11 protein-coding genes, 1 tRNA gene and 1 pseudogene are annotated in these 10,722 nt (G+C 41.6%); 4 read left to right on the top strand and 9 right to left on the bottom strand.

The window, feature by feature from the left end:
* Together NWP17_RS12630 and NWP17_RS12625 are read left to right on the top strand one after the other, a co-directional pair.
* Positions 1-1,135: ATP-binding protein (locus tag NWP17_RS12630; RefSeq protein ID WP_280655250.1), on the top strand; the 1,135-nt coding region annotated here is incomplete at its 5' end.
* Positions 1,136-1,224: 89 nt separating this feature from the next.
* On the top strand, positions 1,225-1,743 hold the full coding sequence (locus NWP17_RS12625) for a DUF456 domain-containing protein (protein WP_006276357.1): 519 nt from the start codon (positions 1,225-1,227) through the stop codon (positions 1,741-1,743).
* Between the two features lie 176 nt (positions 1,744-1,919).
* Here the strand turns inward: NWP17_RS12625 and phoU are convergent, their stop codons facing one another.
* The 6 genes and pseudogenes from phoU to NWP17_RS12595 all read right to left on the bottom strand — a co-directional run.
* Positions 1,920-2,585 (bottom strand): phosphate signaling complex protein PhoU, encoded by a 666-nt coding sequence (gene phoU / locus NWP17_RS12620; RefSeq protein ID WP_006276356.1) that lies wholly within the window; start codon positions 2,583-2,585, stop codon positions 1,920-1,922.
* 47 nt (positions 2,586-2,632) lie between these two features.
* A complete protein-coding gene (locus tag NWP17_RS12615; RefSeq protein WP_071242071.1) occupies positions 2,633-3,985 on the bottom strand; it encodes an ATP-binding protein in 1,353 nt (450 codons plus the stop codon).
* A gap of 366 nt (positions 3,986-4,351) precedes the next feature.
* Positions 4,352-5,101, bottom strand: a complete 750-nt coding sequence (locus NWP17_RS12610) for a winged helix-turn-helix domain-containing protein (protein WP_006276353.1) — start codon at positions 5,099-5,101, stop codon at positions 4,352-4,354.
* A gap of 186 nt (positions 5,102-5,287) precedes the next feature.
* Positions 5,288-6,061, bottom strand: a complete 774-nt coding sequence (hisA, locus tag NWP17_RS12605) for a 1-(5-phosphoribosyl)-5-[(5-phosphoribosylamino)methylideneamino]imidazole-4-carboxamide isomerase (RefSeq protein WP_006276352.1) — start codon at positions 6,059-6,061, stop codon at positions 5,288-5,290.
* A 38-nt stretch (positions 6,062-6,099) separates the two neighbouring features.
* Positions 6,100-6,191: transfer RNA gene (locus NWP17_RS12600), tRNA-Ser, on the bottom strand.
* Between the two features lie 66 nt (positions 6,192-6,257).
* Positions 6,258-6,371 (bottom strand): annotated as a pseudogene (locus NWP17_RS12595) (IS200/IS605 family transposase); the annotation flags it as partial.
* 35 nt (positions 6,372-6,406) lie between these two features.
* Between NWP17_RS12595 and NWP17_RS12590 the strand changes: the two are divergent.
* Entirely contained in the window at positions 6,407-6,733 is a 327-nt protein-coding gene (locus NWP17_RS12590; protein WP_040008386.1) for a DUF2499 domain-containing protein, read from the top strand.
* A 6-nt stretch (positions 6,734-6,739) separates the two neighbouring features.
* The gene (locus NWP17_RS12585) at positions 6,740-7,036 is read left to right on the top strand and encodes a DUF3593 domain-containing protein (RefSeq protein WP_006276350.1); all 297 of its coding nucleotides are present in this window, start codon (positions 6,740-6,742) and stop codon (positions 7,034-7,036) included.
* Positions 7,037-7,054: 18 nt separating this feature from the next.
* Here NWP17_RS12585 and csaB read toward each other — a convergent pair whose 3' ends face one another.
* The 3 genes from csaB to lspA all read right to left on the bottom strand — a co-directional run.
* The gene (gene csaB, locus NWP17_RS12580; protein WP_006276349.1) at positions 7,055-8,092 is read right to left on the bottom strand and encodes a polysaccharide pyruvyl transferase CsaB; all 1,038 of its coding nucleotides are present in this window, start codon (positions 8,090-8,092) and stop codon (positions 7,055-7,057) included.
* A gap of 20 nt (positions 8,093-8,112) precedes the next feature.
* Positions 8,113-10,374: a transglycosylase domain-containing protein gene (locus NWP17_RS12575; protein ID WP_071242069.1), complete on the bottom strand. Its 2,262-nt coding sequence runs from the start codon at positions 10,372-10,374 to the stop codon at positions 8,113-8,115.
* Between the two features lie 54 nt (positions 10,375-10,428).
* Positions 10,429-10,722, bottom strand: a 294-nt coding sequence (gene lspA, locus NWP17_RS12570; protein ID WP_280655249.1) for a signal peptidase II, incomplete at its 5' end; no start/stop codon positions are given.

Here is a 10,722-nt window from a genome sequence, read left to right as displayed (position 1 = left end):
CCTGGATGAAATTGATGCTTTAGCAGATGAAACATTGATTTCTGTTCTCAGACAATTACGCTCAGGTTACAATCGTCGTCCCCGGGCGTTTCCCCATTCGGTGGGGTTGATTGGTATGCGGGATGTGCGGGACTATAAGGTTAAATCCGGTGGAAGTGAACGACTCAATACCTCTAGTCCCTTCAATATCAAGGCCGAATCCTTAACTTTAAGTAATTTTACTTTGCCACAAGTAGAAGAACTTTACTTACAACACACACAAGCTACGGGACAGGTTTTTACCCCAGAAGCTATCTGTCAGGCATTTTATTTAACCGATGGACAACCGTGGTTAGTTAACGCCCTAGCTCGTCAAGCTACCCAGGTTTTAGTGAAAGATATAACCCAATCCATTACCGCTGAGGTGATTAACCGAGCCAAGGAAATCCTCATTCAGCGCCAGGATACCCATCTAGATAGTTTGGCAGAGCGATTACGGGAAGACCGGGTCAAAACCATTATCGAACCAATTTTAGCAGGTGAAGATTTACCTGATGTACCACAGGATGATATTCGTTATGTCCTGGATTTAGGACTGTGTCGAGACCGGGGACAGGGCTTAGAAATTGCCAATCCAATTTATCAGGAAGTTCTACCCTTGGTGTTGAGTTACACCACTAGGGTTTCCATTGGAGTTATTGAACCTCGTTGGCTAAATGAACAGGGGGAACTATTACCTGATGAATTATTGGAAGCATTTCTGGAGTTTTGGCGACAACATGGAGAACCGCTACTCAAAAGTGCGCCCTACCATGAGATTGCTCCCCATTTGGTGTTAATAGCATTTTTACATCGGGTAGTGAATGGTGGTGGCACATTAGAACGAGAATATGCCATTGGTTCTGGGAGGATGGATATTTGTTTACGCTATGGCAAAGTGGTGATGGGTATAGAGTTAAAGGTGCGCAGGGAAAAGTTAGATCCCTTAACCAAGGGTTTGACCCAATTGGATAAATATCTGGATGGTTTAGGATTGGATACAGGTTGGTTAGTGATTTTCGATCGCCGTCTGGGATTACCACCCATGGGAGAGAGAATTAGTACGGAGGAAGCTATTAGTCCGAGGGGACGCACTATTACCGTTATTCGCAGTTAGCTTGGAAGCACTCGCTCTTCTCTATGGATTACACTTATGTTACCATCATTTTTTAATGAAACTGCGCGCAGTCCCCACTAGCAATAATTATGCAAGTTATCTATCTACTCTTAGTTGCTGTAATGTTCCTGGGAATTATTGGTGCTGTAGTTCCAGCTATTCCTGGAAGTAGTTTGATTTTAATATCTATTATCATTTGGGGAATTGTGAGTAACTCCTTTGCTGCTATTAAAATTCCTCTGATTGTGACAATCATTGTTTTACTTCTAAGTACAGGAGTTGATTTCCTTGCTGGTTATATTGGTGCAAAACAAGCGGGTGCTAGTAAGTGGGGACAAATTGGGGCATTTGTAGGTTTATTAATGGGATTTTTCGGTTTATTACCTGCTTTACCTTTTGGTGGACCATTACTAGGTATTCTATTTGGGCCTCTATTAGGAGCAATTGTGGGTGAGTTCCTTTACCAAAGAAGATTATGGCCTGCGGTGAAAGCTGGTATCGGAATCACTGTGGGAACACTGGTGGGAAACTTGATTCAAGGTGTCCTAGCTATCAGCGCAGTCATAGTATTTTTATTGACAACTTGGCCCCAAGTATATGGTGGTTAATGTCAAAGTTGTATATCAATATCTAGCTTGGTAATTAGCGATCGCCCGAAGGATTAGCTTCCGTATCGTGCAGCTAGAGGGTATTAGGGAGTGCTTATATCCCATTAATTTGTTGGGTTTCCTATTAAACTCAACCTACATCACTACAGACAAAACCAGTCGTTTTTCAGCCGAATTTACCTTTGACCTGTGACAATGTATGCTACCCTTTGACCAATATTGGTAGCATGATCTGCCATTCTCTCTAGACACTGAATTGCTAATGTTAATAGTAGAATGGGCTCCACTACCCCGGGAACGTCCTTCTGCTGCGCCAAATTACGATATAGTTTTTTGTAAGCATCATCTACTGTGTCATCTAATAATTTAATCCTTCTACCACTAATTTCATCCAAATCCGCTAAAGCTACCAGGCTGGTAGCTAACATAGACTGGGCATGATCGGACATAATGGCAACCTCTCCCAAAGTAGGATGGGGGGGATAGGGAAATATTTTCATTGCTATTTCTGCCAAATCTTTGGCATAGTCCCCAATACGTTCCAAGTCTCTAACCAATTGCATGAATGAGCTTAAACAACGAGATTCTTGGTCTGTGGGAGCTTGATTGCTCATAATTGTGGCACAATCGACTTCTATTTGTCTGTAGAAGCGATCAATTTTTTTGTCTAATCTGCGTATTTGCTCAGCTGCTGTTAAATCTCGATTAAATAGAGCTTGGTGACTCAGACGGAAGGACTGCTCTACTAAAGCACCCATACGTAAAACATCTCGTTCCAGTCTTTTAATGGCACGTATAGGCTGAGGTTTTTCAAAAATTGTATATTTCACAACAGCTTTCATATTTTTAATCTCGGGTTTAATATATTTCTAGCTATTATAGTCTTGATTCAGAAATATCCGCTATCATGTTGAACCACTTGGGGAAGATGAATTTGTATCCAAGCACCACCGGTATCAGGATAGTTCATGGCCCTGATTTTGCCACCATGAGCTATAATTATTTGGCGGACAATGGATAAACCTAAACCACTACCAGTAATTTCTACTGTTTCATTCTCAGAGCGCGACTCCCGGTGTCTAGCTTTGTCCCCCCGATAAAATCTTTGAAAGACATGGGGTAGATCCACGGGAGCAAATCCAACCCCGGAATCAATAATGTTAATTTCTAAAATTTGATTTGATATTTGGTTTGATATTGTACCTGTCTCTGGAGCAACTCCATTAATAGACTTCTCTCCACAAACTGTATTCATTTCAATAAAAATAGTACCGTTGAGGTTGCTGTATTTAATACAGTTATCTAACAGATTAAGAAACACTTGATAAATTCGGGACTTATCAGCACATATATAGACCTTTTCTGGACCGGAGTAGGAAATGCTAAGATGCTGGTTAGCGGCTAGGGGCTCTAAATTCTCCCAGACTGAAAAAATTAGGGAGCGGACTTCTAGCATTTCCAAATTCAGTTGGATGGAGGAGGTTATTTCCATCTGGGTCAGATCCAACCAATTTTGGACTAAATTAATTAGTCTGTCAACTTCTTGCATCAAGCGGATGACCCAACGGTTCAAAGGAGGATCTAAACGAGTTTGCAGGGTTTCTGCAACCAGACGAATGGAAGTCAGAGGTGTTCTCAATTCATGGGCCAGGTCTGAAAAAGAACGGTCACGTTGCTGATTAATGTCTACAAATTGTTGATGACTTTCTAGAAACACACCCACCTGTCCCCCCGGTAGAGGAAAACTGTTAGCTGCTAAAGACAATGGCTTTAATTCTAAGGTACCCTGACCATGATCTCGGGAAGGGTGAAAAATCCACTCTTGCATTTGCGGTTTTTGCCAATCCCGGGTTTGTTCAATTAACTGATCCAGTTCATAGGATCTCACTAATTCCAGTAGTAACCGTACTTGACCCGGTTGCCATCTTTGTAAATGTAGCATTTCCCGTGCGCACTGATTACACCATAGTAGTTGATTTTCTTCATCTACTTGTAAATATCCCAAGGGCGCAGCATTCAGCAACTGTTCATAAGCTTTGAGTGACAAGCGTAAGTTTTGTTGTTCATCCCTAACGGTACATATTTTACGATGTAATCCAGCTAATAGGGGCAATAATATCTTTTCAGCGTGGGGGTTTGAGGGTTGGGTTAACTGCTCTAAATGGCTGTTAAGTTGAAATTGTTGCCAAAGCCAAAAACCAAAACCGATTGCCAAACCCAGAAGAAATCCCAATAAGAACATTTGATCGTAAGTGTGCTATTTGACCGGAATTAAAGGGGTAGAATGCAAGCATGGTCTTTATAGGACGGCTTTTTTTGATTGTTAGATTATTAATGTAATCTGATTACTGTAATCATAACCGGTAGGGACTGCTTTTGGAAAATGCGATCGCCCAGGTATCTGTGACCATTCCTGTGCTACAGGTTAGACTGGATAAGATAACTGATCCACGCCGAATTTTATGTCCAATCAAGATGACAACTCCCAAAATGATAACTCCCGTGAGAAGAGCCAAAAACCCCAATCCAGCGGATGGTTTAAAATAAAAAGACCACGACCACCCAAAGGAATAGGAAAACCAAAAACAGAATAGCCCAGATATAGAAATCAACCAAATCTATAGCCAAAACCCCTGACTGTGACAATATATTCTGGATGGCTAGGGTCTAACTCTAATTTTTCCCTCAGCCATCGAATATGAACATCCACTGTTTTACTGTCACCGACAAAATCAGGACCCCAAACCTGGTCTAATAACTGTTCCCGTGACCACACCCTGCGAGCATAACTCATAAATAATTCTAGTAACCGGAATTCTTTCGGTGACAAGCTCACCTCTCTTCCTCTCACTAACACCCGACATTCCTGAGGATTTAAACTGATATCTTTATGTTTTAAAGTGGGTATTAAGGGCAAATTAGAAAACCGCTGACGACGTAACAAGGCGCGACACCTGGCCACCATTTCCCTCATGCTAAAGGGCTTAGTTAGATAGTCATCTGCCCCTACCTCTAAACCTAGCACCCGGTCAGTTTCACTACCTTTCGCACTCAGAATTAAAATCGGTATGGAATTACCTTGGTGACGTAATAAACGACAAATATCTAACCCGTTAATTTGTGGCAACATCAAGTCTAGCACAAGCAGATCGAATGATAACTCACCGGGTTGGGTCTCTAAATTTCTGATTAGTTCCACAGCACAACGACCATCTTTAGCAGTCATAACTTCATAACCTTCACCCTCTAAGGCTACTACAAGCATCTCTCGGATCAGTTCTTCGTCTTCCACTATTAAAACGCGACTAACTGGTTCAATAGAGTTGTTGTAGTATCTAGGCAATTCAGTAGTATACATTGATAACAAAAGTTTGTAAGAATGTACTGGTCTTGGTTTCCAACTAGTTATGATCCTCACAAATTGAGGTCACATATTGGAGAACACGGAATTATTGTATTCAATACAACAATTTGCCTAAATTATAGTTCAAATAGTTGTTTTATAGAAATTTTGTCGAATATTTCCACATTTGTGCGTTTTAGTTCAGGCAAAACTAGAGAAATCCAAAGTGGGTGGAATATCCTGAATTCTTCCAGGTCCTATAGCCCGCAGTGCTTCTGGTAAACTAATATCTCCAGTATATAGGGCTTTACCGACAATTACTCCTGTAACCCCCTGATGTTCTAAAGATAATAAGGTTAATAGGTCTGTAACAGAACCCACACCCCCAGAGGCAATTACGGGTATGGAAATAGCAGATACCAACTCTCTTAATGCTTGCAAATTTGGTCCCTGAAGCGTACCATCACGATTTATATCAGTATAAATAATAGCTGCGGCACCCAATTCCTGCATTTGGGTTGCTAGTTGGGGGGCCAAAATTTGAGAAGTTTCTAACCAACCCCTGGTAGCAACTAGACCATTCCGCGCATCAATGCCAACTATAATTTGGTGGGGGAATTGTTCACACAGTCCTTGAACCAAATCTGGTTGCTCTACTGCTACAGTCCCCAGAATTGCCCACTGTACCCCAAGACTAAATAACTGTATAACGCTGGATCTGTCGCGTATTCCTCCGCCAACCTCAATAGGTATGGAAACAGCATTGGTAATAGCCTCTATAGCAGATAGATTAACTACTCTACCAGCTTTTGCTCCATCTAGATCTACCAAATGTAGTCTTGTTGCTCCCTGGTCTGCCCACATTTTAGCGGTTTCTACAGGGTTATGGCTGTAAACCTGGGATTGTGCATAGTCACCCTTATAGAGTCTTACACAACGCCCCTCTAATAGATCTATTGCTGGGATAACTTCCATGACTAGTTAGTGAATAAGTTAATTTTAGTTGAGCTAAATGGAGAAGGAGGGATTCGAACCCTCGGATGGACCTTACGATTCCATCAACAGATTAGCAATCTGCCGCTTTCGACCACTCAGCCACCTCTCCAGGTCTATTAAAAATTATGATACAGCAATCATAACAGACAATTTTTGGCTTGTCAAGAGATTTTTTTCAAGTGGACAACTGAAAATCATGAATATAAAGTTTAACAATTTCTACTGGCGCTCCTCCAACAGTAGATATAAAATATGAGTTAGTCCGCAATGAGGGCAGTCTTGATTTTAATAGTCAAAGCCCTCCAAAGCCATATTTATAATCCCATGAACGCTCTTTCAATTCCCACCTGGATTATCCATATTTCTAGTGTCATTGAATGGGTAGTTGCCATTTCCCTCATCTGGAAATATGGCGAACTGACCCAAAACCATAGTTGGAGGGGATTTGCCCTAGCTATGATACCCGCCTTAATTAGCGCCCTATCTGCTTGTACATGGCATTATTTCGATAATCCCCAGTCCTTAGAATGGTTAGTTACCCTCCAGGCTACTACCACGCTAATAGGTAATTTTACTCTTTGGGCAGCAGCAGTGTGGGTTTGGCATTCTACTCGAGCCAGTGGAGTTCTTAACATCTCAAATAAGGAGTAGACCGTCATGATCTCAAAAGAAACTCTATTTGCTCTCTCCTTGTTCCCCTATTTGGGTTTCTTGTGGTTTATCAGTCGCAGTCCACAAATGCCACGTTTAGCACTCTATGGATTCTATGGCACTTTAGTATTTGTTGGCGTTACCATTCCAGCTGGTATTTACGCCAAGATTGCCTACCAAGAAGCTCTAGCAAATATAGACTGGCTTCATGGCAGTGCTGAGTTATTCTTAACTCTTGCTAATATTTTAATTGTCTTGGGTTTTAGTCAAGCTGTACAAAATCTAGAAACTAAAGGTAAATAAACTAACATCCTTATCATACTAACTAAATACTCGGTACAACAAGTCGCGGTGTAACAGGGAACCATCCAACAGAGACTGTAATTTATCTCTTGACAAAGACTCGGTATTGTGATAGAAATCCAACCAAGTTTTGGCAATTAAATTAGGATCATCGGGTAAATCTGGAAGATTCCAACCTGGTATGGGTAAATCTTCCATCAACCTGTTGATTTTAGGATCATAACTTAAAGCAAAACAACGACACCCTTCACTAGCAGCCATAATTAAACTATGTAGACGCATTCCTATTACCATATTCACACCTCTAAATGCGCCTTTTAAAATTTGTGGTTTATCTAAACAAAAAACCTGGCTATTATTTGGTAATTGAGAGTGAATTTGTTGGGCAATTTCTAAATCTTCGGTTTTTTGAAATGGTAGAATTAGGACAAATGCTTGGGTGTGTTTTTGCAAATCAACCAATCCACGGATTAGATTTGCTAATCTATCCTGTGTCAACTGGGGATGTTTTCTCAAGGTAACTGCAATTCGTGGTTTTGGTAGACCCGCTAATTCTGGTACTGACTCAGATGCTAAACCCCACACTGGATCAGGTGCTAGGATATGTGGTATGTGCCAACTTGATAATAACCTAGCACTTGAGCGATCGCGCACACTCACACCCAAACAACCGGCAAAATTTGTTTGAGCCAACCAACGGTTTTGTGGTAGGGATAGGGGACCTATACCCTGGCCCCAGGCTATGGTTTTTAGACCCATAAATTGGGCTAAAGCCATTATTCCCCCATAATACAAGGGATTAATACTACTGGTTGCATCCTGCATTAAACTACCTCCACCCCAGATAAATCCTTGGCAAGAGCGTAAAGCTCGAATCAAGGGGATAAATGCCATCCGGTCATGACTTTCTACCCCATAATGTGTAGTGGTTAGTTGGGGACTACCGGACAGAACTACGGGAGTGATGTGAGTTGGTAGCATTTGTAAGAGAGTAGCCAAGAGAGCTTCGTCACCACCATTACCCTTACCATAATAACCAGAAAGTAAAACACGCATTATAAATCGCCCCGTCTTAGCTACTTAATTTGTCGCATATAATTTCCCCATAACTGCGCTGCTTGACCACTACTACCAAGGGTAGGAGAGTTGTTATCATTACCCAGCCAAATACCAGTGACCAATTGACGACTGGGAATAAAACCAATAAACCACAAGTCCACATTTTTATCTGTGGTTCCGGTTTTACCTGCTTCCTCACCCATTCCTATGGAAGCAGCACGACCAGTACCCTTAGCTACCACAGCTTGCATCATGTCAGTCATAGTGTTAGCTACATTCTTTTTTAACACTGTTTGATTAGCTTTGGGATTTTGAGTAAAGGAATAAATCTCCCGACAGGTTTTTAAATTATTCCGATCTTCACAATCACTACTATCTAGAATTCGGGTAATAGCGTGGGGAGGATTCCATACTCCTCGATTGCCAATTGCTGCAAACGCACCGGTCATTTCCAGAACATTGACTACACTTTGACCCAGAACTAAACCGGGAACTGATTCCAAGGAGGATTTTATCCCTAACCTCTGGGCCATTTCTACTACCTTATTTAATCCTACCTCCCGTGCAAGTCTTAGAGCAATAGGGTTTTCTGACAGTGCAAAACCGGTAGCTACATCTAAGCTACCACCCCCACTGCGACAAGGTCTATAAGTAAATCCTCCCCAGGGAAAAGAATTACAAGAATAGCTCTTATAGGTGGGTATTCCTGCTTCTATAGCTGCAGCATAGGCAAAAACTTTAAAAGTAGATCCAGGTTGTCTTTGAGCTTGTATAGCACGGTTAAATTGGCTTTCTTTGTAATTTTTCCCCCCGACCATGGCTAATATGCTCCCGGTTTTGGCATCTAGGGTCACAATTGCTCCCTGGGAAAATCGCAAGTTGGAGCCAACCTTATTTACCGAATTTTGCAAGGCTGACTCAGCTTTAGCTTGAATTACTGGGTCTAATTTAGTTTCAATGATGTAGTTACCTTCTCTGGCTGCACCTGTACCCAAAATTGATTCTAACTCTTGAAAAACGTAGTTGTAAAAATAGGGAGCAATAGTTTTAGCTTGTCTTTCACAAACTTTAGGACTGACTTGTACAGGAGATCTTCTGGCTCGATTTGCTTGAGTGGAATTAATCGTACCCATATCTAACATGCGTCGAATGACCCGATTCCGATAATCTGCTGCTGCTAATTTCCTGGGTCCATCTCCACAAAAGTCAAACCCATTGGGTGCAGGTAATATTCCCACTAAAGTTGCTGCTTCTGACAGGGTTAATTCTTTGGCAGATTTTTCAAAGTAATATTTAGCCGCATCTTCAAAACCAGAAGTGTCAGCTCCTAAAAATACTCGGTTTAAATAGGTAAGCAGGATCTCATCCTTGCTATAAAAGGTTTCTAATTTTAAGGAGACAATAGCTTCACGAATTTTTCTTCCTAAAGAATCCTGTCTACCTACATAATCACGAAATAAACTCCGCGCAAGCTGTTGGGTAACCGTACTAGCCCCTTGTTGCACATCTCCACTCTGGGTGTTAATGAATACTGCCCGCAAAATTCCTAGGGGGTCAACTCCAAAGTGCCAATAATAGCGACTGTCCTCCGAAGCGACTACTGCACCGGGTATGTAAGGACCGAAATCTGCTATTTCTTTAAGATCTACGTGAGAGATATTGCGGGGTTCTCGCAATGGGGTGTAGGCATCCCGGGCATAAATTACTACTGGTCCACTGGTTGCGGTGGGTAGGGGGTTAACGTCAAATTTTGTCCATTCCCAAACGATGGCCAGGGCAAATAAGGCAGTAATACCACTGATACCATACATTCCCCAAGTAAGAAATTTAATATGAGCAGGGGGTGGATCAAGATACTCAAGACTTACTGAAGCAGCTAGTTCTGGTGGACCCAGGGTAACAATATCACCATGTCTAAGTTTGAGAGATTTGACTCGGCGTTTTCCTAAGTAAATACCGTTAGTGGAATTTTCGTCTTTGATAGTGAAGACCGGGTTGTTTTGGCTTGAGTTCCTAGTGAGGGAAAGGTGAACCTGGCTAACTACTGGGTTAGGAACGATGATATCACAGGATCTGGAACTGCGACCTAAAATGTAACGTTCTCCTAATAGGGGATAGGTTTGGCTTTCTTCCCCGTTTTGCACCCACAGTTCCGGTACTTTGGCATTGGGTTTTAAAGCTAGTTTAGAAAAGTCTACTCTAGCTTGAATGGTATTTACAGCTTGAGTGATTTGACCAAGAAAGGTTTGGGGTTTTCGGGGTGGTTGTTGGGAACTCATGGTCTAGGATTGGGTAAAGTTAATTTATATCAAAATTAATTAGGAGTTTTCTGCTTAGGCTTTTTTCTGGGAACCAATTAGTAGACAAACAATACCTATACTAATAAATGAGTCTGCTAAATTGAAGACCGGGAAGTTGAATAGACGAAAGTCCAGAAAATCTACCACATAGCCCAATATGAATCTATCAATACCATTACCTATAGCTCCCCCTAAAATTAAACCATAACCCAATTGTTCCCATATACTTAATAATGGCCCCCAAAGAGCGATCGCCACTAAAAGTAAACTTACGACTAGGGATAACCAACGTAACCACTCAACCTTACCACTAAAAAGACTAAAAGC

Origin of the sequence: Chrysosporum bergii ANA360D (assembly GCF_029891735.1) — a bacterium.
In the GTDB taxonomy this organism is placed as follows: domain Bacteria; phylum Cyanobacteriota; class Cyanobacteriia; order Cyanobacteriales; family Nostocaceae; genus Umezakia; species Umezakia bergii.
This window is presented reverse-complemented; position numbering and strand designations above follow the sequence as displayed.

What these genes read in the sequence shown, in the direction of transcription:
- NWP17_RS12625 (WP_006276357.1), top strand. Translation starts at nt 1,225, where the DNA reads ATGCAAGTTATCTATCTACTCTTAGTTGCTGTAATGTTCCTGGGAATT.
- phoU (WP_006276356.1), bottom strand. Translation starts at nt 2,585, where the DNA reads ATGAAAGCTGTTGTGAAATATACAATTTTTGAAAAACCTCAGCCTATA.
- NWP17_RS12615 (WP_071242071.1), bottom strand. Translation starts at nt 3,985, where the DNA reads ATGTTCTTATTGGGATTTCTTCTGGGTTTGGCAATCGGTTTTGGTTTT.
- NWP17_RS12610 (WP_006276353.1), bottom strand. Translation starts at nt 5,101, where the DNA reads ATGTATACTACTGAATTGCCTAGATACTACAACAACTCTATTGAACCA.
- hisA (WP_006276352.1), bottom strand. Translation starts at nt 6,061, where the DNA reads ATGGAAGTTATCCCAGCAATAGATCTATTAGAGGGGCGTTGTGTAAGA.
- NWP17_RS12590 (WP_040008386.1), top strand. Translation starts at nt 6,407, where the DNA reads ATGAACGCTCTTTCAATTCCCACCTGGATTATCCATATTTCTAGTGTC.
- NWP17_RS12585 (WP_006276350.1), top strand. Translation starts at nt 6,740, where the DNA reads ATGATCTCAAAAGAAACTCTATTTGCTCTCTCCTTGTTCCCCTATTTG.
- csaB (WP_006276349.1), bottom strand. Translation starts at nt 8,092, where the DNA reads ATGCGTGTTTTACTTTCTGGTTATTATGGTAAGGGTAATGGTGGTGAC.
- NWP17_RS12575 (WP_071242069.1), bottom strand. Translation starts at nt 10,374, where the DNA reads ATGAGTTCCCAACAACCACCCCGAAAACCCCAAACCTTTCTTGGTCAA.